Source organism: Sulfitobacter mediterraneus, from assembly GCF_003054325.1.
GTDB lineage: Bacteria > Pseudomonadota > Alphaproteobacteria > Rhodobacterales > Rhodobacteraceae > Sulfitobacter > Sulfitobacter mediterraneus.
Genome location: NZ_QBKU01000017.1, coordinates 20,114 through 45,701, shown reverse-complemented (window position 1 = coordinate 45,701; position 25,588 = coordinate 20,114). Strand labels below are relative to the sequence as shown.

General features: G+C 56.8%; 14 protein-coding genes and 1 pseudogene. 6 read left to right on the top strand and 9 right to left on the bottom strand.

All coding sequences use genetic code 11. From position 1 onward, the window contains the following. Positions 1-130: 130 nt before the first annotated feature. The 9 genes from C8N31_RS19280 to C8N31_RS19240 all read right to left on the bottom strand — a co-directional run bounded on the left by C8N31_RS19280 (position 131) and on the right by C8N31_RS19240 (position 13,087). Complete coding sequence (locus C8N31_RS19280) at positions 131-3,229, bottom strand: DEAD/DEAH box helicase (protein ID WP_025047584.1); 3,099 nt, start codon at positions 3,227-3,229, stop codon at positions 131-133. Then, positions 3,226-5,451 (bottom strand): EH signature domain-containing protein, encoded by a 2,226-nt coding sequence (locus C8N31_RS19275; RefSeq protein WP_025047585.1) that lies wholly within the window; start codon positions 5,449-5,451, stop codon positions 3,226-3,228. Before C8N31_RS19275 ends, C8N31_RS19280 begins: the two co-directional genes overlap by 4 nt. Next, positions 5,448-6,551 carry an OmpA family protein gene (locus tag C8N31_RS19270; RefSeq protein WP_051544588.1) on the bottom strand — a complete coding sequence of 368 codons (1,104 nt, stop codon included), beginning with the start codon at positions 6,549-6,551 and terminating at the stop codon, positions 5,448-5,450. Before C8N31_RS19270 ends, C8N31_RS19275 begins: the two co-directional genes overlap by 4 nt. Before the next feature lie 2 nt (positions 6,552-6,553). Beyond that, positions 6,554-8,596 (bottom strand): anti-phage ZorAB system protein ZorA, encoded by a 2,043-nt coding sequence (gene zorA / locus C8N31_RS19265; RefSeq protein ID WP_081785661.1) that lies wholly within the window; start codon positions 8,594-8,596, stop codon positions 6,554-6,556. Between the two features lie 135 nt (positions 8,597-8,731). Next, complete coding sequence (locus C8N31_RS19260) at positions 8,732-9,394, bottom strand: HEPN domain-containing protein (protein ID WP_051544589.1); 663 nt, start codon at positions 9,392-9,394, stop codon at positions 8,732-8,734. A 26-nt stretch (positions 9,395-9,420) separates the two neighbouring features. Then, positions 9,421-10,362 carry a helix-turn-helix transcriptional regulator gene (locus C8N31_RS19255; RefSeq protein WP_231476743.1) on the bottom strand — a complete coding sequence of 314 codons (942 nt, stop codon included), beginning with the start codon at positions 10,360-10,362 and terminating at the stop codon, positions 9,421-9,423. Positions 10,363-10,673: 311 nt separating this feature from the next. Beyond that, positions 10,674-11,219 (bottom strand): hypothetical protein, encoded by a 546-nt coding sequence (locus C8N31_RS19250; protein ID WP_107992407.1) that lies wholly within the window; start codon positions 11,217-11,219, stop codon positions 10,674-10,676. Next, positions 11,216-11,908 carry a thermonuclease family protein gene (locus C8N31_RS19245; protein WP_025047590.1) on the bottom strand — a complete coding sequence of 231 codons (693 nt, stop codon included), beginning with the start codon at positions 11,906-11,908 and terminating at the stop codon, positions 11,216-11,218. Before C8N31_RS19245 ends, C8N31_RS19250 begins: the two co-directional genes overlap by 4 nt. Before the next feature lie 72 nt (positions 11,909-11,980). Further along, positions 11,981-13,087, bottom strand: a complete 1,107-nt coding sequence (locus C8N31_RS19240; protein ID WP_025047591.1) for a hypothetical protein — start codon at positions 13,085-13,087, stop codon at positions 11,981-11,983. A gap of 253 nt (positions 13,088-13,340) precedes the next feature. Between C8N31_RS19240 and C8N31_RS19235 the strand changes: the two genes are divergently transcribed. From C8N31_RS19235 to C8N31_RS19210, 6 genes and pseudogenes are all read left to right on the top strand, one after another. Next, positions 13,341-13,889 carry a hypothetical protein gene (locus C8N31_RS19235; RefSeq protein WP_156026886.1) on the top strand — a complete coding sequence of 183 codons (549 nt, stop codon included), beginning with the start codon at positions 13,341-13,343 and terminating at the stop codon, positions 13,887-13,889. Between the two features lie 494 nt (positions 13,890-14,383). Then, a complete protein-coding gene (locus C8N31_RS19230; RefSeq protein ID WP_025047593.1) occupies positions 14,384-17,668 on the top strand; it encodes a TM0106 family RecB-like putative nuclease in 3,285 nt (1,094 codons plus the stop codon). Further along, complete coding sequence (locus C8N31_RS19225) at positions 17,669-20,227, top strand: AAA family ATPase (RefSeq protein WP_025047594.1); 2,559 nt, start codon at positions 17,669-17,671, stop codon at positions 20,225-20,227. It begins immediately after the preceding gene. Next, positions 20,227-21,540 (top strand): McrC family protein, encoded by a 1,314-nt coding sequence (locus tag C8N31_RS19220; protein WP_025047595.1) that lies wholly within the window; start codon positions 20,227-20,229, stop codon positions 21,538-21,540. The genes C8N31_RS19225 and C8N31_RS19220 overlap by 1 nt, the downstream gene beginning before the upstream one ends. A gap of 419 nt (positions 21,541-21,959) precedes the next feature. Then, positions 21,960-22,790 (top strand): annotated as a pseudogene (locus C8N31_RS19215) (protein NO VEIN domain-containing protein); the annotation flags it as partial. Positions 22,791-23,237: 447 nt separating this feature from the next. Further along, positions 23,238-25,568: a hypothetical protein gene (locus C8N31_RS19210; RefSeq protein WP_025047596.1), complete on the top strand. Its 2,331-nt coding sequence runs from the start codon at positions 23,238-23,240 to the stop codon at positions 25,566-25,568. Positions 25,569-25,588: the final 20 nt, after the last annotated feature.

Here is a 25,588-nt window from a genome sequence, read left to right as displayed (position 1 = left end):
GCACGTAGTTCGTCCGGATATCTCTTCCCAAAGTTCTTCTTTTCCATAACCCAGTATCCTTACTTCTGGGTCTCCGCCAAACAAGGGGCGGTTCAAACCTTCACTCAATGCCGGTTTCCTCAGTAACCAGTTAAAGATACGAGATCGACCCGTCCAAGTTCTTGGGGCCCATTGGTGTATCGTCTCGTTTGAACATCATCGCCATCGCGGCGGTGACGGGATCCTCAACCCGCGTTGCACCACCGTCCGAGAGCATCTGCTGCAACCGGCTCGCGTCTTCCTCAGTGTCTCCCATCGGCCAAAGGGCGGAAGTGGCAAGGCGCCGTTTTCGGGCCATCAGACTATGCAGGAGGCAGTCGAAGGAGTTGTGCTGGTACCCAGGGTGGATCGCCATCGGGACGTGCACGGTGACGGGCTTGGACTGCCCGATGCGATGGACACGATCGTTGCACTGCTCCTCCACGGCCGGGTTCCACCAACGTGACAGGTGGATCACGTGCGTGGCTGCCGTCAGCGTCAGCCCGGTCCCCGCCGCCTTAGGACCGAGAACCAGAAGATCAAAGCCCTCGTCGCGGGCTAGGTGCCGTTGAAACCGGTTCACGATCTCTTGCCGACGCGGGATTGGGGTACTCCCGTTGATCAAATCGACACGGGGAAGACCGAACTCTCGTTTCGTGAGCTCGATGAACCGGTGTTGCATCTTTACGTGCTCGATGAAGACCAGCGCGCGCTCGCCCCGGTCCTGCACCCCGCGCAGGATGTCCATCGTCGCCAAGAGACGGGCAGACATGCTGATATAGGTTTCGTCTTCCGTCGGTGACGATGCGTCAGGGTGTACGGAGACGGACCGGATATGATGGAGCATCTTGAGTGCGCCGCCTCGGGTGCCGGAGGCAAGCTTTCCACGCGCCGTCTCGTAAGCGGCGGCCTGCGCTTCCGGCATGAGCCGCGGGTGCAGACGGCGCGATTTTTCTGGAAGGTCGCGGGCGACATCCTCTTTCAGACGACGCAGCGCAACCGGAGGAAGGCCGCTCTGCGGCTCGAACATTAGCGAATAGAGCTCGCGCATGTTTCCCTCCGCGGGCTCCCCAAACTTCTCCCGGAACGCCTTCAGTGAGCCGAAACGGCCCGGGGTGAGCTGCTCCATGATCGCCCACAGGTCAACCGTGCTGTTCTCGATCGGGGTGCCGGTCAGCCCGACCCGAAAATCCGCATTGACCGCGAGCGCCGCTTTGGCGCGCAAGCTCACGGGGTTCTTCACCGCCTGTATTTCGTCGAATACGGCGGTCGAGAAGGGAATTTTCGCTAGCGAATGTTGGTAGTTCGTCAGCGTCGTGTAGGTGGTCAGCACCCAGTAACGATGCCCACGCCCCTCATCGATCGCCTCCTCCAGATCGCGGAGGTCCAGCAGCGTGCTTCCGCAATCGGTTTCGATGCCCTGCTGGCCAGGCCGCTTCTTGCCTCCGAGGGCTGATCCGTAGAGCCGGACCACATTGCCGAGTCCGGGCGCCCGCAAGTGTTTGTCGACCTCTTCCTCCCAGTTCACGAGCAGCGAGGTGGGCGCCACTACGAGGACTGGCCCGGCGCGCCCGGCTTCCGAGCGGGACATGTTCTCCTTCATCCAAGCGAGAAATGCGATCGCCTGAAGGGTTTTTCCTAGCCCTTGCTCGTCCGCGTTCAAGATCCCTGGCAGTCCTGCAGCCCAAGCCTCCAGCTTCCAGAGAAAACTCTCCGTCTGGTGTCCTTTGAGGGCTGATTTCACCACTTCCGGGAGCGCGTCCGAGGCGAGCCGGGTGCGCGGGCTGATCTTTGCAGCCCAGGTGAGGTCCTCGAGGTTGTCGGCGGTGTCGAGGATGATAGGCCCGATCCGCGGATCGATTTCCTCCCCGATCACTGGTTTATTTTCTGGCTCTTCCCGCTTCCGGATGGCTTCGAGACGCTGCTCGAGCGCGGCGCGACTTGTCTGGGTCGCGGGGATCTCGGCGCCGTCGACGTTCACCGACGGCTGTCCGTTCGCGATTGCTGCATCCACCTGCTGGATGAGCCGCTCGACCTGGTCCGGGGCCATCGCCTCGATTATTTCGGCTGCCGCTCCGGTGAACGCCTCAGGCAGCCATGTTGTCCCGGACCCAGTGATCTCGAGCGCCGGTTTCTCGTAGACGGTGAGCCCGATCACCCGTTCGGAGTATTCCCGTGTCTCTACAAAAGCGGGCTCTGCCGTTTGCTCAATCAGCTCCTGCTCCTGGGCCGGCGACAGCCCGTCCAGTTTGCCTTTCGAGCGCAGATGGTCCGTGATCGCCTCGGTGACCTTCTGACGTGGATTGCGGACGAACGCGGCTCGGGTGACCGGATCCGCTCGTTGCATGTCTGTCATAATCTTGAGGACCGGGGTGGCGGCGGGGTCCACGACCAGATAACTCTGCCCGCCAAGCTTGTAAGCGGGGCGGGCGCCCCGCGCGAAGGCCTTGTCCTGAAAAGCGCGAAGCCAACCCTCCTGCAGCTCCGCCTCCGCCTCGCTGATCTGCTCCCCGTCACGTTCCGCGGCCTCGACCCTCTCGCCGAGAAATGGGATGATCGCGAACTGGTCCTCGCCCTGCGGGCTGATCGAGAACCGGTCCGTCAGGGTCACTTCGAGCCCAGAGAGGAAATCGGTCATCCCGAGGCGCGCTTCCGCATCGGCCCGGTACATCCGGACCCCGGGCTCAAGGGCGCGCCGAAAACGGGCAAGCGCCTCCCAGTGCTCCTCGAGGTCAGAGCCGGCCCGGAATCGGTCCGCTACCTCAAGCGCGTCCAGCATCCATCTCGGGAGGCGGCGAAGCCCGTCGGCCCCGTCGCCCGCGGTCTCCAGGATCGCACCGGTCCGATGGGCGATCTCCTTTCGGCCCGCCCGGACCCAGTCATGGGTCAGGCGGAAATCGGGGCTGCCGATCTGGCCCATGACGTCTGTGCGCAGGGTGAGGTCCACCAAGGGGGGAAGACCAAGCGCGTCCGCCGTCTCCGAGGAGAGCGCGCTCAGCGTTCTGTGAGAGAGCTGAATACGGTCACTCCCGATCTCCACCTGATCGCCGGCCTCCTCTGCGGTGGCTCGTAGATCGGCCAACGCGAAGCTCAGCCGCTTGTCGTGATCGAAATCTGGCACCGTCCCACGTGAGAGGAGCCGGTCCAGCAGGGACTGGCGCGACCTGAACTCGAGGGTGACCCAGTCCTGATCATAGGTAAGCTGGATCATTTTTGTCCGCCCTTTCCGCCCCGGCGCAGCTCCTCATAGAGCATTTGAAGCTCCGCGACCTCTTTCGGACGAAGGTCCGGACTTCCCTCTCTCAGCTTCCGCACCGCGACCGCGAGAGGCTTGCGCTGATCGAATGTGCGCTTCCACATCCCGAGATCTTCAAGCGCGTCCGCATGCGCGCGAAGGAGATCAAGGCGCCCCTTGGCGTTATCCGGGAGCTGCGGGAACTTCTGGCCTCCAGATTCCGCGACTTCTTTTTTCGGAACGGTCTTGGACCGGGTGGGCTGACTCGATATCGGAGGCGGCGCAGCGAATGATACGAACAGGTCATCCAGATCCACACCGCTCGTTTTCAGGTTGAGAAGCAGATGCTCCAGCGCGTTTCTCAAACGAAGCGGAGGTTCGCCCTTTACGGCCCGAACCCATGCCAACCCTTCTCTGGATTTCGGCGACAGGGCTGGTCGGGTTCTACCTTTCTCGGGTGCCTCCAGATACGCGAGAACCGCTGCGGCCGCCGCAGGACCGTAAGCTATCATCCGGTCCGTGAGACTGGGGAACCGGACCTGTTTCAAGGAGGCCGCATCGCCGGAATCGGTTTGTACCGGCTGCGAGGTCTCAGGCTGAACGCGCTGTGCGGCTGCAACTCTTGCGGGAGGTGCGGCGGGTCGACTGGTGGGGTTGGAGAGTCCCGTAGCGGAAGATGGTCGCGTGGCACCTGTTGAACTGAAAATGTCTTGACCGGATGTTGAAGCGCCAATTTCGCGCCGAGAAGGCTGAAGATCAGTGTGGCGCGGCGTTGAGGTGTGCCGTGATGGCGTGGTTCTACGTGTCGGTGTACGCGGCCTGAACACTTTTGTGTAGGGCCGCGTTTGTTGCGACCATGGCACATCAGCGTTGATCATGTCCCTGACCCAGCGGCTCCAAGATGGAATGCTGCTGTGTGATTTGGAGGCGCCCGAAGCCCTCCGGTCCGACGCGCGCATGATCTGATCACAATTATACCCCTCCTCGAACAGCTTCGGTGCCATGGGGTCGGCGATGTCGAACACGTGCGTCCGGTAGCTGTGACACCCGTCCACCATAATCTTGTTCCCGATCTTCATGATTAGGAGGGATGTGTTCTGGCGCGCCTGCTGATACCCGACCCGGGTGTGGGCGTTCTTCGCATCCTGACGCATGAGGTGTTGGCGTGCATACTCGAATGCCTGCGAGGACAAAGCCGCCCAAGCCGCATCTATCTTTCCCTCATCGTAAAGCTTAAGCCAAAAATCCCGGCGCGGCGGCCACATTGCGTCTTTCTGGGTAGCGTCAACGACCCCGGTGAAAAAGCGCATATCTTCCCGTGTCAGCCAGCGGTGCACGATCGCCATGTAGCGCTCGTCAATGCCGCCCCATACCCCACCAGATTTGATCCGCGGATCCCCGTAGAGCTCGATCAGGGTTTCCACGAGGTAGGATCTGAGTTTGTCCTCCGGAGTTTTTTCTAGCCATGGATAGATAAGGGCTTCGATCGCCAGCTCAGCTCCTGTGTTGCGGCCCACGTCCTTGCCCGGTGGGCGTAGCCATCTGATATACCAGTCAATCAGGTCCCGCTCGGACAGATGTGGCTGGACAATAGAGGTTAGGGACCGGTGGGCGAAATCCATGAACCCGCCGCCATGTGGGTTGCGAACCCCGAGACCGAGGAGTTCTGTGTAGGGGGCAGACATCTTCGACATCCGGGCCGCGAGCCGTTCCGGACCTGACACGGGATCCATGAGTTCCGGGATAGCCTCCAGAAGGAGACGTCCGGTTGTGCTCATCCGCCGAGCCGCCGTGCCGAGTGCGGTCGCGAGTGCGGTCGTGTGCGTACCCTTGGGGACGTAGCTGTCGAGATAAGCGCGCAGCAGCCCGGACAGGAAGGTCTCGGATGTTGATAAGTCAATCTCGGCGTAGAGGAAGTCTCGCGTCCGGGCTAGGTCAGGGCGCTCCCGCCGTTCCGCGTCGAAAACGGCCGAAGCCGCGGCTACCACGAAGGAGAGGCGGGTTTCCTCCCAATCGCTACGTTCAACACGATCCCGGAGCTTTTGCGCCAGCGCCTCGCGCTCCTTCTCTGTTCTGGCCACCTGAACGTCGGGCCAGCGTTCCCGCACCCGGTCAGCGGCCGCTTGCAGGTATCGAAGCTCCGGAACGGACAGGGCTGAGAGCTGCCCTGCCTTTTCAAGCGCATCCATGAGGCTCATTCCGATCCCCCTGCGGCGCGCAGCGCGTCAAGTCTGCGTCCGACTTCTTCCACCTCCTCGACGGTACTTGGCGCGTACATGATGATCCGAAGATCGATCCGCCGGTTCGCGGCCTTCCCCTCGGTCGTCTCGTTGGTTTCAATCGGTCGCATCTCCCCGTAGCCTGAGACGGACATGACCGGCTGGTCGCGAAGGTTTCTATGAGCCAAAATGCCTGCTACTTCTTCTCGTATTGCGAAAAATGTCTCGTTAGCTCTTCGTGTTGACAGTGTAACGTTGTCGATACGTCCTCGATCACTGTCCGTGTGTCCCTCGATCTGGACCGCCTCGATCAGGGCGTTTCCGCTCTCACAATCCGGCCCTCGCTCCGCCCTCTCCCCGAGGGTAAAGCAGACGAGGATCTCATCCAGAAGACGACCCATGGTCTCCACGATCGCGCGTTGACGCGGCTCGAGCTGGGGAGATCCGCTGCGGAAAAGGCCTTCCCCCTGGAACCGGAGCGCGTCCTGTTCCGGGCTGATCACGACCTGAAGCTCCGGAAACTCGATCAGGAGCCGGTCGCGAAGTTCAACGAGGATCTCCCTTCGCTGGTCAATGGCCTGGGAGAGGTAGGCCTCGAGCGGGTTGACCACCTGGAGCCGTTCGATCTTATCCCGCAAACGCTTGATCTCCTCCCGCAAACGCTCGATCTCTTCGACAAGCTGGTCGATCCGGGAACGCAGGTGCTCGTTCTCCTCCTCCAGTTCAGCAACCCGGGCCCGGAGCGCCTCATTTTCGTCTCGCAGCTGGTCGAGTTCGCTGAGCAGCCGGTCTCGCTCGGCGGTAACCGTCTCCAACTCGGACGTGACGCGGGCAAGTTCGGCCTCGAGGGCCTTAACAGAGGCGCGCAGGTCCTGGTTCTCGACACGCAGTTCGTCGCGCTCCTGACGGACCCTCTCATATGCGGTCAAGGGGACCGACTCGTCATCGTTGAGCTGGGTCGCGAAGAAGGCGAGCAGGATCATGATGATCAGAAGGAAGCTGATCGTCATGTCCGTCATCGTGACAAAGACGGACTCCTCCTCCTCAGCGCGCGTCCGGTTTCGCTCCAGCCGGCGCATGCTCAGCGCCTCTGCTCAGGACGAAACTTCTCCGCCTGATCAACGATCTCACGCATTGTATCCAGCGCGGGCGCCAGCTCGCCGTTCATCTTGCGGACATGCTCGGCAAACGTGTCGAGCGACGTCCTGACATGAGAGGCAAACTGATTAAACGCCGCGCCGAGTTTGTCATCCATGTCGTCGATCTGTTCACGCTGTCGCTCCATATGGTCTAGCCCCTCCCCCAACTTCGTGAGGGACGTTTCGATCAGTTTCTGCTCCGCACTCAGCGCGGCTTTTGCAGCGTCCAGAACTCGCGCCGCGTTCTCTGCGGTCTCCCTAGAAGACCTGGTAACGGTCTCTGCCGCGTTCGCCGTACTCTTCGCAAGCCCAGTGGTTGCGGTTTCGATCCGCTCCACACTGCTTCTGACCGGCCCGGCCGCCACTTGCAGGTCCCGCGAGGCGGTTGTGAGAGTTTCGGCCGCAGATCGGGTCGCGTCTCCGCCGGACTTGATGTGACCAGCCGCGGTTGCGATCTGAACAGACCCATCTTTCAGCCGGTCCGCCATCTCGTCGAGTTGCCCCACCACCAGGGTGATCGGCTCCAGAAGATCGGCCTGGATACTCTCTCGGAATTCGCCCGAGGCGGACAGGAGATCATGCCCGCTGCGCGTGACTAAATCCACCATGCCGCGACCCGCCTCGGAGATCGCCCCTTCGACCTCCACGCCAGCCGTTTCCATTCGGGAACGGACCGCCTCGGATCCGCTGGCGGCGGCGGCGTCGAGTTCCTCGCGGAACGTTCCGGCGGCGGCGCGCATATCCGCAGCCGCCTCTTTAAGCGCGTCCGCCCCCTCGGCGGTGTTTCGCCGGATTCCTTCCAGCGTCTCGTTCATGATCCCGAGGAGCTTCTCTGCGCCGGCATTCAGAGTTCCGTCCGTCGTTTGAGCAGCTGACGCAAGTCCGGCTGACAGGTCTTCTGCCGCTCTGGCGAGCTTAGCCACGGAGGTCTCCATCTCCTCTCCCATCTGTCCGGAGCTCCGGTCCATCCGGTCGGATAGGCTCGCAATCTTGTCCCCCGCGGCGGAAAGCTGCGCGCTGGCGTCGGAAAGCGCCCGCCCCACATCGTCCGAAAACCGGGATGAGAGATCGGTCACCATCTGTCCGACCCCGTCGGCGCCGGCCTTACCGACCTTGTCCAGCAGCGGGGCCATGGCCGTGCTGATCGAGCTTGAAATGGATTCTGGGATCTCTTTCTTAAGTGAACTGCCGAGCTCGGCCACCAGTGTGGTACCGATCTCTAGGAAGCTGTCCTTCTGGCCGCGCGCGATCTCGAGTTGCTCCATCGCGACCCCTTCGAGGCTAATGAAGCTTAGTCGGCTTTCCAACTCTGCGCATAGCGTGTGAATTCGTCGCTCCACCCGCCCCGTGAGCGAACGCAGGACGATCGTGAAAATGATCGAGGCCAGCAGTCCGGTCAGGGACATGATGAACTTGGCGGAGGCTGCGCCGAGAAGGCCGTCGAGGGATGCGCGCATTTCTTCGGGAGAGGCGTCGCTTAGCCCAGTGATTTGTTGAAGTGCCGAGATGAGACCGAGAAAAGTGAGGAAGAGACCGACAGTCACGAAAAGGCCCGGCATGTAGCGGGAAAATCCCGGGCCGAAATGCAGATCCTCAAGGTTGAAGAAACTTGAGGGGCGCACGCTGTTTCGCAGGACCGGCTGACCAGCGCTCTTATCCTCGATCATGGTTTCACGAAATTCGTCCCAGGCAGCTGTGATATGGGTGTAGCCTGTCCGAGCCCGGACCTTTTTCACTTCCTGACTGATCTTGTTTACTTGAGTGGCGAAATCGAATTCGTCTTTAGCAGCCCGTACTTGACCTTCTAGCCAACGGAGGGACATCAGTTTTCTGTGAGCACTGATCCCCACAACCAAAACGGATAACAGGAGCCAAATCAGGATCCCGATCGAAACCAAACCAGGCGCCTGTTCTTTGGTCAGGAACGATGATCCCCAGAAAATGAACCGGGACATACTCGTTCCGATATCCGCAAAAAACTCCACTGCTGTCTTCCTTCCTGCTCATACGCCGCTTTGCCTAAGTCGATTTGTTACTATCCGCAGTTGCGTGGTGATTTAAATATCAACTGAATGGATTTTTTGGTGTTCCTAACCATAAGGCTAAAATTCCTATCACATCTATTCCACAACCAGATAAAACGGCTGTCCCCAATCCTCGCCTGGATTGTCCATCATGATGTCGGCAAAGACGGGCATGAGGAAAGCCAGGATGGCGGCACCATCTCCGACCTGATCGCGATTCACGCCGCCGTTCCAAGTGGCGCCACCATGGATCAGTTGGTTCCTTAGGACATAGAGACGGTCGAATACCAGGCCCAGCAATCGCACAGTGTCACGAGCTTGCACGGCTTGAGTGAACACGCGGGCTGATGAAACGAACCGATCTTCCCAGTCTTCATTGTTTGGAATGCCGTTTTGATTGAGCCAGAACGGGTTGAACACATGTTTGTTTTGCATGAGCATTCGGATTGGTCCGCTGAAAGCGCTCCAAATCGCGTCGTATATGCGGTTCTCTTGGTCCAGACTTACAAGCCTCTGGAAGAACTCATTAAATGTTGTGCGTTCGCCGGTTGGTATTTCTTGAAAATCCGCTTCCTTCGCATAAGCCGCATTAAAAGCGATCCATAGAAACAGAAACTGGCCATCAGGATCTTCGCACATCTCGGAGCGTTCAATCCAACTGATTGCACGATGCACTCTCAATCCCATCGTAGAAGGGAAGTTATCCCTGATGGAGCGCTGTTTGGCTTTGAGATCTGCATGGGGAATACAGCCTTGCATATTGTAGCTCCAATTGGGTGATTGCTTCAGGGTAGGGACGGGAAATCGGCGCGTTGATAGCCTTGGACGAAGTCGCGCAACTCCGGTGGGTCAATGACTTCAACGGCATCGCCCCATTCGTACAGGAACCAGGACATCTCAAGCCATCCGGCGGCGGTGAAGCGGACAATCAGGCTGCCATCTGCCTGGTACTGTAACGTCTGCTTTGGATGAAACCGAAACTCCGAGGCACGCTCGGCAGCTTCCGGCTTGAACCGCCAGACCACCTCTTTGAGTTGATCAGGGTCATGATAGGCGCCGAATGCCTGGGCGGCGTAATTCTCGATAGAAAACCCATTTTCGGGAATGAACCATTCATCCAGGCATTTTGCCGATTGAATGCGATCCATTCTAAAATTCAGCAACTCGGCACCACGATCTGGTTGCTTGGCAATGAGATAGCTGCGTGGTCCCAGAAGCAGACCGTAAGGCTCGATGGTTCGGGCTTGATCCGAGCGGCCGCTATAGATGATTTCCAGACGAAACGGCCCTCTGAGCCCCTCCGTTACAGCGTCAGCAATCTTTTGATTCAGCGGCACACGCGGCCCCGGGCGAGTCACTTGGCCCAAGGCTTCCAGGACGGCTTCCGCGTCTGTCTCCGCGCGCTTTGCGTCGCGTGCGGAAAGGCGCAGCATCAAGCCATTTCTGGTGTCCTCCAGAGCCTGTGCATGGCGCAGCCGGCCTTCTTCCTTGGCGCGGCGACTGGCGATCTCCAAGGCCTCAACCGCGGTTTCCTGATGGGGCTGAAGCTGGGCAATGGTTGGATCGTCGACCTTCCAATAGGAACGTCGATCTGAACCGGTCTGTTTGGTCACATTTGCAAATGTCAGCTCAAGCGCATCGGTCATGCGTTGTGCGGTTCTGTGGGACACAGAAAACTCTGCCCTAATATCCTCAAGGCTCACGCCGAAGTGGCGTGTGGAGGCCATCAAGGCGAGGCGCAACAGATCTTGGGCTTTTGCAAAGGACATGTAATTACCGTGACAGAAATTGACACCCGCAGGATTGCCGCGGGTGCCATGTTTGTCCAGAGCTTTAACGCTCCGCTGAATCTTTGAGGAAAAACGAGATCAGAACGCCGAGCGGTCCAAGTAAGAACCCAAGCGCTGCTGCAAGGCCTGCCTTGGATGGAGCACGGTCGCGTGCGACCATGTAGCTAAGGCCCGCGCAAACGATCCAGAGTAGTATCATGACTTCCATAGTATTCTCCTATTTGAGAGTTTGTTGTGTGAATGTGATGTCAGCCGTTTGAACGGCCTAAACGGAGGGCAGGGGCATGACATGTCAGTCGTGAACTTCCATCCGATGACGTTGTGATCTGTGCCGCAGCAATGCCTTTTGACTGCGCCCAAGCGGCCACTTGGGCTTGGGCCTGGTACAGCTCCAAACTCAACTGCGTCCGGTTTTGTGAAAGATTTGCGGGCCAAAGTATTTTGGGCCCATCGCTGCGACCATTGTCGGACGTCCAGCTAGCGCAAATCCGTTGGACCTGCAGACCATCGATCGACCAAGGCATCTGTTCCTCAAAGCAATGTAACGGGGCAGGTGGCAATTCGGACGGGAGATGAATGACGCCATTTGCCGCCAATGCCAGCACCGCCGCAAACGCATCAGGCGCGTTTTGGCATTTAAGCTCGTTGATCACATAGGCGTCCACGGTCGGTTGCGGCGCGGGCAATACCGCTATCTCCTCGGCCATGGCCGATGTTGCAATGAATGCCAAAGCAAGGACGGAAAGCTTCATGGTGGATCCTCCGTAGTCGGGTTTTTTAGGCTCGCGCTTCATGAGTTCGACTTTGTCCAGCCGGCACGACGCGCCTCGGCTTCGGTGCAAAACCAGCGTTCCCCTTGGGCCTCATTGATGCGGGTATTGGCGTACCAACGCATGCCGGGCAGGTGATAGATGCGCTTGCCCTTTGAGTTGATATTGCCCTTGATGCGGCAATCGCCTGAGGCTTCCGCATTGGTGCTGGCGTCCAGCCGCTCTCCGCGGCGCCATGCACTTGGTGACACAAACTCTCCGCTCCAAATGCCCATGCCGGCTTGTTTCGCGGCGATCTCATCTGCGGCGTAGTCGTGCGAATATTTGAGATATGCGACGGCCCAGCCCGAGCGCACCATCCACTGGTTCAGATCTTGGGAACCCAATGCGCAGATAGCTATAATGCGCCCGTAGCGATCCTTATCAGTCTGTCGACAGGTCACATGCGCCCGCCCGATCTGGTCGGCCAGTGCCAGTGCGGCTTGCTGACCGCAGCGCCATGTGCCCCGCTCGGGATGTTTGCAGGATTGTCCACTTTCCGGCGCATCAATTCCGTGCAGCCGAAACCTCTGCTTTCCCATGCCCAGCGTGTCGCCATCAATCACGCTGACTTGTCCGGTCCAGGAGTTTTCCGATTGGGCCGCGATCGCGGGGATGGAAGCAGCCAGAAGGACCGCCACGACGAGGAGGTGTTTTACGCGCGCAACAAACATAGCGTCAGATCTCCAGAGCAAGGGAAGGGTGGGGCGGTGGAGTGGTCACCGCCCCGTTATCCGGCAGCCCACTCACTCACCAGCTGCCAGATAAGGTCGTTGCGCGATGTGATCTTCATCAGAACGGATCTTCGCCACGCGCTCAGCCTCAGGTGTTCGTTCCTTGGTCGACTGGCTTGGCAAGTCGCGCAGTAGCGGTTCGCGCGCAGTGAGCATCACCAGGAGCATGAACACGAAGGGGAGGGCATCGATGGCGGCTGCCGCGATCCAGGCTTGCAGGGCGGCGCCGAACATCTGTGCGCGCGTTGCCTCGCCGACAGAGAAGGGCACGAAGACAGGCGCTTCTACGAAAACGCGTTCGCCGGCGATGTCCTTGGCCTTGCTTTGCAGACTGGATGTTTCTGGCGTCAGTTCGGATGACAGGTTGGTCACTGTGACCATGCCGGTGGCCGCGACCAGAGGCATGTGATCAACCGCGTTGAGCTGGTCGATCACGGCCGAGAGGTTCTGGGCAGCGCGACCAAAAGCCAGTTGATCGGATGAGGACGCGGCCGTGCGCAGATCACTCACATACTCCAGCCCTTGCAGGCGCAGAGTTTCGACCTCCGCAGAAAGGGCCTGCAACTGTTGGCTTGTCGTCTGGAAACTTGTCGCCGCGCCTTTATAGGTTTCGCATCGCTGGCCACAGCCTGTACCGGTACCATTCAGGCCACTGGCTTCCAGGTTGGCCTTGCCTTCCATGGTCGACCCGGCTGCCGAGGTGATGTCGACAAGAGGTTGGAAGCTCTTGGCTGCAAGGGCTGATTGGGACAAGGCTTTGGAATAGGCATCCACACGATCTGTCAGCTCCGCGGAAACCGACGCCTTGCCGGCCATGGCGGCCGCGATGTTTGAGGCAGATGACATCAGGGCAAAACCCACCCCCAAGGCCCCAATAATCACGATGACGGTGATGCCCAAAGAACTGCGAACACGCTCTGCAGCTTCAATCAGGACATGCCAGAGCACACCAAGCGCAAAGGCGATAACCACACCAGTCAGAACGGGAATGAACCATCCGGCGGCGGGGTCTGAGGCATGCAGACCAATTGTTGTACTGACGGCTGCCAGAATTGCGCAGCCAATCGCGGCAAACCGTAGAAAGCGCGCTGCACGCGCATGGATTGTCAGATCGTTCATTTTCAAAACCTTTCTTCCTCAGGGCAGCAGGCCGGGTGATGTGTGCAGACACAGTCCCGCCGTCTTTACGAGTTGTTAATTGGGCGCCATGGGTGTCAAAAAGAGTCGCGAACGAAATAAGAACGGTTTTAAGGTATTGAAATTAAATGAATCCATTTTGATCTGGGCTGTGGAAACCGTCGAAATTTGACCGTAACACTCTTTGTGTTGGCACATTCTGGATGGCTGAAGTTCCGCCATCTGCAAGAGAATCGTGGCTGCCGCAGTTGGGCATTGTGCAATGTCAGGAGGGACACCGTTGTTAAAAACATTAATCTTGTTGGGGCTGATTTTTGCGGGTCCGGCGCACGCAGAGATAACTTTGCGACCTGTGCCTCAAGTCAACGTGGACGGTTTTGCATTGGATCAACTTCAGTGTCAGCAAGAACCCGACAGTGTTCGGTTGATAATGGCCCTCGCGGTCAACGATCTCGTGGACCTAGAGAAGAATATAGGCCGTGAGGCTGTGGACTGCTTTGATCTGGAAAAGACCTGGGTTTTAGAAGGTCTGCCGGTGACGCGCATATGTGGCGTGTTCACCAATGGAATAGATCACTTCATGTTCCCGGGCATTGCGGAGAATTGGACACTTTCGGAAATGTTCCCGAGTATTCGTTTATCCTTGTTCTCAACCGCTTCGGTAAAGAAGGCTGAAGACTGGGTATTGAAAAATGATCTGTGGGCCGAGGCAGAGCCGACGTCTGTCGGAACCAAGGTGGAATGCGGCTACTTGCAGTATGAGCAATTCCTGCCACGGGGCTGAGATGAAATCTGCGATTTTGCGGTGCGATTTCGACAGCGATGCCTAGTTTATCCGGTCATCAAAGCGTTTTCAGCCTCGCTGACGATGAAAAGCGATTGTTCGAAATCTGTTAATGTTAGTGGATGAACAAGGCTTGCATCGGCCTTTCGCAACAGCGTTTGAATGTCAGCGGTAGCTGCACACAACTTTTGGCAGTGCGAACCAAAGAACCTTGAGGACTTTCTGGGCACAAAAAGGTTCCATAGCGTTTGGAATTCTTGCCTTCTTCGGTTTGAATAAATCCAAGGTTTTCAGGGTGTCAAAAGCTGGCGTGAACGAAATAGAAACGCGATTAACTCATTAATTATGCAACATTTTAAGGCCCGCCCGTCATGTGGTGTTTCTGCGTTATTACTCGTAGTCTTTAACCAAGAGACGGATTCGAATGCGTTTTTAGAAACTCTAAGGGCGCGGTCGGTTGCAATCTCAGATTTAGTTGCGTTTCGGGAGAAATCATGCGGAAGACCGATGGAGTAACCTTGCTGTCAGCTTCAGATCTTATGAAGTTTTTAGGCTGCACGTATTCCACAGTGCTGGATATTGACCGCATGAATGGTGGCGGCCCCGAGCCACGCGCAGACACGGATGATGCTCGTTTGCTTCAGCAACAGGGCGATGCGCATGAGCTGGCGCACTTGGAAAAACTGAAGGCGCAAGGATTGAGCGTTGTGGAAATCGAACGCACTGAGTTGTTCGATGATGCGAAACGCACCCGTGAGGTTCTGGCTCAAGGGGCCGACGTCATTTTCCAAGGAGCGTTTTGGTCTGGAAATTGGGGTGGCTGGTCCGACTTCCTGGAGCGCGTGGATACACCGTCGGAACTGGGCGATTTCAGTTATGAAGTCGCCGACACGAAGTTGAAACGCAAGCCGCATCCAAGCCATGTTCTGCAGCTGGTTTTGTATTCTGACCTCTTGGCTGAGATCCAAGGCGTGGCACCTGAATATGCACATGTTGAATTGGGCAATGGCGAGCGCGCGACGCTGCGGCTGGCGGATTACGCTGCCTATGCCCGTATGGCACGCGAACGGCTGGAAGCTTTTGTGGCCATTCCTGAACCAGCGCGCCCCATGCCCTGCGCAAGCTGTGGCCTCTGCCGTTGGGCCGGTCATTGCGAGAGCATTTGGCAGGTCGAGGACAGTTTGTTCAATGTCGCCAATATCAGTCGTGGTCAGGTAAAGAAGCTTGAAGCCGCTGGCGTCAAAACCTTGGAAGACCTTTCGAAGCTCGATCACCCTGTTCGGGGAATGGCGGAAAACACACGGGCCCGTTTGATCACGCAGGCTCGCTTGCAGCAGGCACGCAAAACCGGTGAGCCAGATTTCGAACTGCGGTCGCCTGAGCCTGGCAAAGGGTTTGACCTTCTTCCGGAGCCGCAGGCTGGCGATCTGTTTTATGACATTGAAGGTGACCCGCATTACGAGGGGGGGCTCGAATATTTGCATGGGCTTTGGTTTGATGGCGCGTTCAAGGCGTTTTGGGCCCATGATCATAAGGAAGAAGCTCAGGCACTTTCGGACTTGTTGGACTTCTTTCGCGCCCGGATTGAAGAATACCCGACCGCGCGCATTTATCATTACGCGCCGTATGAAATCACCGCGCTCAAGCGGCTGACATCCAAATACGGGATTGGTGAAGCGTTCTTGGACCGCCTCCTGAGAGAACGTCGTTTCGTCGACCTGTTTGCTGTCGTTCGCGGTGGACTGATTGGGTCCGAGCGCAATTATTCCATCAAGTCGATGGAAGCATTTTATGACCGAAAACGCGACGGCGAGGTCACGACTGCCGGCGGCTCGGTCGTTGCCTACGAGCAGTGGCGTGAAACGCAGGAGCAGCAAATTCTCGATGAAATTGAGGAATACAATCGCATCGACTGCATTTCGACGGAAGAGTTGCGAGATTGGCTTGCGAGTATTCGTCCTGCTGGTCCCTGGCCTGCATTGGCTCCGAATGCACAAGAGCAAGAAGACGAAGAGGACGCCGAGGCGCTTGCATTGCGCGCACAGTTTGCAGAAAGCGGTTTACCCGAAGTCCGGCAGTCGATGTTGTTTGACCTAGGAAGTTTCCACAAACGCGAGGTCAAACCGGCTCAATGGGCCGTCTTTGAAAGTGCGTCAAAGGACGAAGATGACCTGATTGACGACCTGGATGCTCTGGGTGGTCTTGTGGCGGTTGGAGCGGTTGAGCCAATCAAGCGGTCATTCGCACGTGAATACAGCTTTCCACAGCAAGAAACCAAATTGCGTCGAGGTAAAAAAGCCACCGTGCCGGCCTTTGATACGCCCCCCGTGACTGTTGGCATTGAGGCCATTGATCGCAGCGCGCGAACAATCAAAATCAAGGTTGGCCCAGGCAAAGCTGATCTGCTGACTGATCATCTATCGCTACATCCGGACTGGCCTCTGCGAACCGATGTCATCGCTTCGGCGTTGCAAGATGTGATCGCGGATCAATGCGGTGGGCGAGTATATAGTGCGGTGGACGATCTTCTGTCGCGTAGCCATCCTCGACTTCGAAGCGGCCGCCCCCCTGATCTTGTTGGCGGGGGAGACCCGGTCGAGGCAACAATATCAGTTGTAAATGACATGGAGGGATCGGTCCTGCCAATCCAGGGGCCGCCCGGTACGGGCAAGACCTATGTGAGCGCCCGCGCAATCCTGTCATTGGTGCGCAAAGGCTATCGCGTTGGTGTGGCGTCAAACAGCCATGAAGCCATTCGCAATGTGCTGATGGGCTGCGTTTCGGCGGTGGAGGAGGGGGTTCAAACAGATATGCCTGACTTGGTGCACAAAGTTTCCAGCGACAACGATGGCTATCCAAATGGCAGCGCAGTTCGGCGCACAAAGTCCAATGACGAGGCTGCCACAGGCGGTGACGTTGTTGGAGGGACCGCTTTCTTCTTCGCGCGAGATGAAAACATTCAAGCTTTCGATTGGCTCTTTGTCGATGAAGCAGGGCAGGTGGGCCTGGCCAATATGGCCGCGATGGGTCGTTCTGCGCGCAACATTGTCCTCGTGGGCGATCCGCAGCAATTGCCCCAGGTAATCCAGGGTGCACATCCGGAGCCTGCGAACTTGTCTTGCCTCCAGTGGATGCTCGGCGAGCACGCGACTGTTCCCGCCGATCGGGGTATTTTCCTTGCGACGACGCGCCGGATGCATCCTGAGGTGTGTAAATTTATCTCGGAGCAAATGTATGAGGGCAGGTTGTCGAGCCATCCTGATACCGAAAACCAGTCTGCCGATTGCCCGTCACTTCCATCTTCTGGTGCCTATTGGGTGCCGGTTGAGCATCAATCCAACGCACAGATTGCGCTGGAAGAAGTTCAGGCAATCAAAGCCGCCGCCGCGGACCTTCTCAAGGGGACGTGGACGGACAAGGACGGAACCACACGGCCGCTCCGGGAAGCCGACATCATTGTGGTTGCTCCTTACAATGCGCAGGTCAACGCGCTGCGTGATGCGCTGCCCGCGGCTATTCGTGTTGGCACCGTTGACAAGTTTCAGGGGCAGGAAGCACCTATTTGTCTTGTGTCAATGACCGCGTCGTCGGCAGATGAGACACCACGAGGCATGGAGTTTTTGTTTTCGCTGAATCGCATCAATGTCGCGGTCTCACGTGCCAAGGGACTCGCATTGGTATTTGGAGCCCCGCGATTGCGTGAGGCGAAGTGTAATACTGTTGAGCAAATGCAGCTGGTGAATACACTGTGTGCACTAAAGGCATGGGATCAGAGTTAAATGTGGAGCGACATTGAAAAGAGAGTGTCGGAAAATGAGGCCGACACAGAACAATCACCCGCGCCGCATCGTAAGGCAATTTTTGCCAAGCTGAAGAACGCACCTGTAATTCCCGTTCACGCCGTTAAGAAAATGGCCTTCTTCAAGCTCGAAGATGATGAGGCTTTTCTTTGGGAGCTGACCCGACCGGCGCTAAACTTCTTTGTTCACTCCAAACATACGGAAGCAATGAAGGAGGCTGGTTTCTTCCCAGAACCTAGACCATACGATCCTTCCAAGCCGCCAAGCGGCGGACGCCATGTGGCTTTAAGTCAGAAACAATCGTTCGAAAAAGACGACTGCCTATGCATTAAGGTTACTGGTCCAGAGGACATTGATCGGCTCATTTCTGTGATCTCTGAGACCGAAGGCTTCGCACAAGGCAGAGTACTATCTCGAGCCCAGATTGAAGCCGCGATGGACGCGTACGATAGTTTCCGCAACAAGGGGGCTCATAGCGAAAATTTTGGTGTTTTCGGTGAACCACGCGACTATTGGGTGCGATCATCGCGTGATCGCGAAAACCGTGCCTATCCGACCAAACCGCTGATTGGATTCATTCTGGGCAAGACAAAATTAAACGGGGGTTGGGGACAGAAGGCGGATGCTGCTGCGCGTCTTCACAACGCCGGTTTCATCATAGTTGACCAAAAAGATCGGCCCATCGATCGTCCTGAACGCTACGAACACCTGATCGAAGGTGCCAGCCGGATCAGATTATGTGCTCTGAACTATTTCATCGAACCTGCCCGGGAAAAGGCAGCCAGGGAGGTCTCTATCCGCGCGGGCGACCTTGCAGCAGCTATGGGGCTTAAGGACGCCTTCCCGAACATCTGCCAGGCCCTTGGCGGTGAGAAGTTCCAGAATCTTGCGCAAGTACCGCCGCCCACGAGTACCGAACCGAATCCAAGCAGCTCGACCGTTTTCACATATACGCTCAATTCCCAACCGGAGGCGGACACCGTGACCGACACAAACAATGCAGCTTCGCCTTCTGCCGTAAACTTGATCCTCTATGGCCCGCCGGGCACGGGCAAGACGTATCAGACGGCATGGGAAGCTGTGCGGCTCTGTATCGGGGACGAGGCCGCTGCGGAGCTCAAAGATGATAGAGACCAATTAACTGCTGAGTATCGGCGTCTCGCGAATGAGGGGCGGATAGAGTTCCTGACCTTTCACCAATCCTTGTCATACGAAGAATTCGTCGAGGGCCTGCGGCCGAGTACCGGCGACGATGACCTTGAAGGTCCTGATGAAACAGCTGGCGGAACGGGCTTTCAGCTGAAATGCCATGAGGGTATTTTCAAACGGATCAGTGAACGTGCAAGGCTTGATCAGGGCGAAAGCGGCGGAACGCAACGCCTAGACCGTTCTGCGCGCGTTTTTAAGGTAGCTCTTGGCAGACGACATGTCGAAGATGAAAGGATCCGATTTGGCCTCGATAACGATCTGATCCATCTTGGTTGGGGCGAAGACATCGATTGGTCTGATGAGCGGTTTGACGAATTCAACGAGATTTTCGCTGAATGGAGGTCGAAGAAGAACCCAGATGCCAGTGGTCATGACGGAAACATCGTTTGCACCTTCTCTTTTAGGGCTGATATGCAAGTGGGCGACTATGTAGTGGTTTCTGATGGTCGTGATCGTATCCAGGCACTCGGCCGGGTTGCTGGTGAGTATTACTTCGATCCTGATGCGACCTATCACCCTCACCGGCGCAAAATGGAGTGGCTCTGGCGCAGCGAAGAGGGAACCGATCGCAGCAAATTTTACCCCAATGGGTTCAGGCGACATTCGGTCTACAAGTTGAACCAGTCGTTAATCGACTGGGACGCGCTTGAAGAGATCTCTTTCGGCGAAGACACATCTCTCCAAGGCAAAGAGGGCCGGGACTATGTTCTGATCATCGACGAGATCAACCGCGCGAACATTTCCAAGGTTTTCGGTGAACTCATCACTTTGCTTGAACAGGACAAGCGATTAGGCGCGCAGAATGAAGTTCGTGTTCAACTGCCATATTCCAAGAAGCGCTTTGGGGTGCCGCCCAACCTACATATCGTGGGCACGATGAACACAGCGGATCGCTCTATCGCACTGCTCGACACAGCGTTGCGCCGTCGTTTCATGTTTCAGGAGTTGATGCCCGACCCGACAGTTCTTTCTGAGGACGTCGGCGGCATCAACCTTCGCGCCCTTCTGTCAACGATCAATGAGCGCATCGAATATCTTTTCGATCGTGAACATCAGATAGGACATGCCTATTTTACCAGCTGCCACAGTCGGGCGGACGTAGAAGACGTAATGCGCCACAAGGTAATCCCGTTGTTGGCTGAGTACTTTTACGAGGATTGGGCCAAGGTCGCTGCGGTGCTGGGTGACGGACCGGGAATGGCCAAAGAACACTTCCTTGAATCTGCCGGCCTTAAGCCACCGAAGGGGATGCCCGAAGATGACATCAACGGTGACAAATTGCGTTGGAACGTGAAGGCAGACTTCGACTTTTCGGAGTTTGAGGCTTGATGCAATCCTATACCGTTCGCGAATGGGAGAAACTCGCCTATGGTGACGATGACGGGCAAATCCCAGCACATTTCGCGGATCAGCTTGCGGCTTTGGCCAGGCGCTCACCCTTCGCTGGAAAGGGCGGCAGCGGGGTGCTCGAGCATGGACGGCATGCTCTGCGCGCAAGAGGTGTCGTCGGTATCTTGGCCACCGCGAATTGTAGTCTCGAGATCCTGCCCAAGATTGACGTAGGGACGACAGGGAATGTCGAACAGCAGAATGCGGCGATCAGGAAACGTCTGATCCACATGCTGGCCGTCGCTCTGAATCTGAAACTCGATCTCGGATCGATAACAGAATTAGCGTGGCAGCGAGAAACCTTGCTTGAAATCCTGATCCGGATCTTTTGCGACAAACTTACCGAGGCCGTCCGGAAAGGAATGCCGCGCCGCTATGTCGAGCAAGAGGACGATCTTTCCGCCTTGCGCGGCAGGTTGGACGTAGCACGCCAGTTCACGCGACACGCAGTCAATCCTTCCCGTCTCGCATGCCGATTTGACGTCTTGTCGGAAGACACGTCGTTGAATCGGATCATGAAAGCCGCCGTGTTGCACCTCTCTCGGAGGTCTCGGAGTACGGGAAATCAACAGTGGTTACGAGAATTGGCTTTTGTGTATGCGGACATCGCGGATATTTCGCCCTCGGCATTGCGGTGGGATGACGTGTTGATTGATCGCACCAATCGCCGGTGGCAGGAGCTTCTGAGCATGGCCCGTCTCTTCCTTGACGGCCGATATCAGACGACGACTGGTGGCGCGGGCCAGGGAACAGCGCTGCTCTTTGAGATGAACACACTGTTCGAGGAATATGTCGGGCGTCTGATTTCTCGGACGCTGGCTGGGACGGACCTGACGGTTTCCCTTCAGGGCGGGCGTCTGTTCTGCCTTTCCGCAGAATCGACCGAGCGAGGGCTTTTCCAGACTAAGCCAGATATCCTGATCCGCCGTGCTGGCACCGTAACTCATGTAATTGACACCAAGTGGAAGAAGATCTCCTCCCGGATCGACGATCCAAAACAGGGCGTCTCACAAGGCGATGTCTACCAGATGATGGCCTATGCGCAGCTTTACCGCGCGCCGCGTCTTACCCTTCTGTATCCTCATCATCCGGGGCTGGGTGCAACAGAGCTTGTTCACGCTCGACACCGAATAACCGGTCACGAGACAATCCTGGAGACTGCAAGCATTGATGTGGCGAATGGTGTAAGCGTACTTGACCGACTGCGAAGTCTACTTCTCGGGGATGAGCCAGTATCTGAGCTTTTAACGTAACGGACCTGCTAGCGTTTTCAATGCCTTGCAGGGTAGAGAAGGTTCGACGGGGGTCCCTTTCCCTCCGCCACATACCATTCGCGAACCCGAGACGAGGCCCCAGCGTGGGCCTTTTTTCTTTTTGTTTCAAAGGGGTTTAGCGACGCCATCCGACTTTCGGAGACTGGCCTCTGGCCCGAAATCGGTCTCCGAACGCCACGCGTCTCTTTCCACCCGCCCTTCACCCAAATCGAGACGCATTCGAAAATGTTCGTCTTTTCAGTTGCTTGCCGAAAATAGGTTGCGCCGCAGTTGAAGCGGGCTCGACCGCTATCAATGCGAACAGAGACACCCGAAGGCGGCGTGGTTCTTCGAAACAATGCGAGCGCTCGCGAGAAGTCGTTGATGACAAATAGATTTTCCGCTCATAGCCTGGTGGCATGTCGAATGGGCCTTGGGCCGATGAAGAAAACGACCTGATCGTCGCGGATTACTTCGCGATGCTGGCCGAGGACATGGCGGGCCGTCCCTACAACAAGGCCCAGCACCGACGCAGTTTGATGCCATTATTGCGCAGCCGAACGGAAGGCTCGATCGAGCTCAAGCATCAGAATATCAGCGCGGTGTTGAAGGGGCTCGGCGAAGATTGGATCCCCGGCTACAAGCCAGCGTTCAATTTCCAGATAACCTTGGTTGATGCTGTGGTACGCTGGCTGGCGCTGAACCCGTCCTGGCTTGGGCGGATGCTTGGCACTCGGCCAGCCAATGGTCTTCGCGAGGCTGCACAGATCTGGGTCGGACCGGCACCGACGCTGTCGAACCAGCCACCGCCGCAGGAGCTGGAGCAGATGCTGCACATCGCCCGCAAGTTCGATGTCGCGGCGAGAGACGAGCGAAACCGGGCCCTCGGCCGCGCCGGTGAGGAGCGCGTCCTGGCGCACTAACGTGCAGCCCTGAAATCAGCGGGCCGCGACGATCTTGCGCGCAAGGTCCGGTGGGTGTCGGAGGAGGATGGCGATGGTGCCGGCTACGATATCGCCAGCTTGGCGCCGGACGGTCGTCCGCGCCTTATCGAGGTGAAGACGACAAACGGCTGGGAGCGCACTCCCTTCCACATCAGCCGCAACGAGCTCGCCGTGGCCGAGGAGCGGCGCTCGGAATGGTCCCTGTTCCGCCTTTGAAACTTCGCACGCGAGCCGAAGGCGTTCGAGCTGCATCCGCCGCTGGACGCGCATGTCTCGCTGACCGCGACGTCCTTTCAGGCGAGTTTTATTGAGGGCTGCCAGGGGCACGTAAGTGCCACGTCCCGTCGTCTGTTCTGCCCTATGCCAGTCCTCGCGCCATGCTCGAGCAAAGGCCGTCACGCGCCCGTAAGAGCCATCATGCCCAAGCCTCACCAGATCAGCGTGCATCTGCTTTGCGTGTTCAATGAAAGTCAGCCGCGCGCCGGCAAAAGCAATGCGCAAGGCCAAATACGTCAGGTAGCAAAATGACACCGCGAACAGCACAGCCCGTACTGGGGGATCGCCAAGGATTACCTTTCAAACCACGTAACGTCCGACATCTGGTCTTGTCGAGGAGTGTTGAAAGAAGACCCGCCCGGGCAGACCAACAAAAAGCCAATAAACGTCAGTTCGGCCAAGCTTCCGCCCTAGACAACACGTACGGGGACGGGTTGATATTGAACGCATCAATATTCCCAAAGTAGGAAGTGAAGTGTGGCCAAAAACAAGACTACAAGGGATCAGCTTTGGATTGCTTTTCGAAATTCGGCTTGGGGTAAAACGACTGAGAACGACCGCGAACTGAGAGAGCTAAGGAATGCCGTTGACAAAGGCATTCTAGGCCAAGGTACGGGGCAGAAAGTCCTAGAGGCCATGGAAACTGGCAAACAGGCTTTTGAGTTGGGAAGCCAACTTGGAAACATCTTCAAGCAACGCGGCAAGAACGAGTCTGAGCGGTGGCTCGAGTCGGTTGAACAGCAGTCGCCGGACAAAAAGATCATGCGCCACCTGAACAAAAAACTCGCGGATCTCATTGATTACCAGAATTTGCAGCGTGCCCGTAGACCTCGCGGTTCTCAAACCTCCAATGTCAGAGCTCAATTGGTGGACGGCGGGCATCCAAATGACTTGCGTCGGCAAAACCCAGCTTTGAACTGGACGATCTACATTGATGAAAGTGGAAGAATCTTTGACGAGAGTGCGAGTGAGCTGAACGACGCGAACAAAGACGTTGGCAGACTGGTCGCCTTAGCGGTTCCCTCGAATGTAAAATTGTCTCCCTTGGATTTCTTTCATGCTGCCGAGGCCCCATCAGAACAGATAGACGAGATCCTACAGCGGCTTTTAGATGCTCCTGTTGGAATCTTTGGTTTCAGCGTTAACAACAGGAGCGCGCAACACGTGGACTGGTTGGGCCATGTTCTGCATCTGGTTCGGTGGGTTCTGCTTCAACTACCTGTTCCAATTTCCGAAGGTAGCTGCAAAGTTCAAGTTTTGATTGAACAGCGTGGTAGTGACCGACAAAGCGAGAACTTGCTCTATAGTAGCCGTGAAATCGAGAGCGAATGCCGTGCGCTCGACCCCGCAAGGTTTTCGGGTCTGGAGTTGACCTTGGAGTTCATGGACAAAAATCATTCCATGAATGGTTATGTGGACGCAATTGCGAACACCTGGGGAAGTCCAAACAAAGATCGGTTGAGGAAGTCATCGCTTCTTGGCCACTGTCTCGTTGAAACGAAAGAAAGCAGCCTTCACCATCTTTTCTTGGCATTGCGGGACCGAGGGCCTTTGGCTGCGGAGAACTGGTATCTGCTATGCTCCGCTGCCGAAAGTGATCCAGCTCAGGGATTTCTGAATCGTGAACTTGATCGCCTCGGACTCAAGTTAAAACAGTATCCACACCAATGGACTCTGTACTTAAATGAGGTTCAAAGCCGACTTCAAAGAAAGCAATACAAGCTTTCAGAGTTAGGCCATGCGATTGGGTGGCTTCAACAATATTCGACGGCCAATCAATCGCTTCCAGATGTTCTGAAACTCCAGCTATTGAGTAGCAAACTCGCGCTCGGCAACCACAGGGGCGATTTTGATATTCAAATTTTCAAAGAGTGTTTGAGTCTGAGCGAGGGCTTGAGAGACGAAGAGCCCCAGTTAGCTTGTGAAGCGGTCTTGCGCATGGCCAGTATGTCGACCAACTTTTTTGAATTTGGAGCATTGAAAGACAGTCTTAAAGGCTGGTTGGCGCAACCAGTTGCCGTTGCCGGTCTAAGAAATTACGGAAAGCTCCTATCCACACTGGGGCAATTGGAAGCCTTTGAAGGGCAAGCAGACGAGGCTTTGGGACACTTCGATCAGGCATTGGAGTATTTCTCGCGGTTGAGCGATGGGTCTCAAGCGCAGATCGAAGTTCTGCAAACCTCCAGGTATCGATTGGTCGCGGAAATGGATTCAGTCAGCGTTTTGTCGACCGATCAGGAGGCTTCCACGTCGGTGCAGCGGTTCATTTCAGGTTTGCGGGAACATCTCGACAATGCACAGTCGGAACGAAATGGTGAGCGCCTTGCGCAAAGCGGTCAAGATGGTCGCTTTGACCAGCATTTGTGGCTTCGGTCTTTGGTTTCTTTTCCTCGCGAGCTCTCTGAAGAACGTAAGGAATATCTAAGTCAAAGCGCGCTATGGCAGGTTGGCGCGGACCATCCGTGGCCTCTTATTCTTGCCTATCGAGCTTGGCTTTTTCAGATGGAAAATCGCCCGGACTTGGCGTTGAGCTTGATGAAGGATGCCATTGCGGCTTGCGAAGAGGCCGAGCATGGACCAACCTTGGAATGGTTGTCGGAGGTTCTGCGAACTTTAGCAAACATACTCGGCCTTGAGATGGGCGTTGACTCACCGAGCCAGGAACAGCGCGCATACTTAGAGAAACGGTTGCCTCGCGCGCCGCACTCCGCCCTAAGGGCGTTTGCAGAAGAAAACACAAGATCTCCATTGAGCCATTCAAATCTTCTGAAGCATCTTGGAAATTGTTTGCCATTCAATTTCCATTGAGTGTGTACATTTAGCGAGCC

Excerpts from the sequence above, each read along its gene's own strand:
- C8N31_RS19220 (WP_025047595.1), top strand. The coding sequence starts at position 20,227 with ATGCAATCCTATACCGTTCGCGAATGGGAGAAACTCGCCTATGGTGAC.
- C8N31_RS19225 (WP_025047594.1), top strand. The coding sequence starts at position 17,669 with ATGTGGAGCGACATTGAAAAGAGAGTGTCGGAAAATGAGGCCGACACA.
- C8N31_RS19270 (WP_051544588.1), bottom strand. The coding sequence starts at position 6,551 with ATGCGCCGGCTGGAGCGAAACCGGACGCGCGCTGAGGAGGAGGAGTCC.
- C8N31_RS19230 (WP_025047593.1), top strand. The coding sequence starts at position 14,384 with ATGCGGAAGACCGATGGAGTAACCTTGCTGTCAGCTTCAGATCTTATG.
- C8N31_RS19255 (WP_231476743.1), bottom strand. The coding sequence starts at position 10,362 with ATGGCCTCCACACGCCACTTCGGCGTGAGCCTTGAGGATATTAGGGCA.
- C8N31_RS19275 (WP_025047585.1), bottom strand. The coding sequence starts at position 5,451 with ATGAGCCTCATGGATGCGCTTGAAAAGGCAGGGCAGCTCTCAGCCCTG.
- C8N31_RS19260 (WP_051544589.1), bottom strand. The coding sequence starts at position 9,394 with ATGCAAGGCTGTATTCCCCATGCAGATCTCAAAGCCAAACAGCGCTCC.
- C8N31_RS19240 (WP_025047591.1), bottom strand. The coding sequence starts at position 13,087 with ATGAACGATCTGACAATCCATGCGCGTGCAGCGCGCTTTCTACGGTTT.
- C8N31_RS19280 (WP_025047584.1), bottom strand. The coding sequence starts at position 3,229 with ATGATCCAGCTTACCTATGATCAGGACTGGGTCACCCTCGAGTTCAGG.
- C8N31_RS19250 (WP_107992407.1), bottom strand. The coding sequence starts at position 11,219 with ATGAAGCGCGAGCCTAAAAAACCCGACTACGGAGGATCCACCATGAAG.
- C8N31_RS19245 (WP_025047590.1), bottom strand. The coding sequence starts at position 11,908 with ATGTTTGTTGCGCGCGTAAAACACCTCCTCGTCGTGGCGGTCCTTCTG.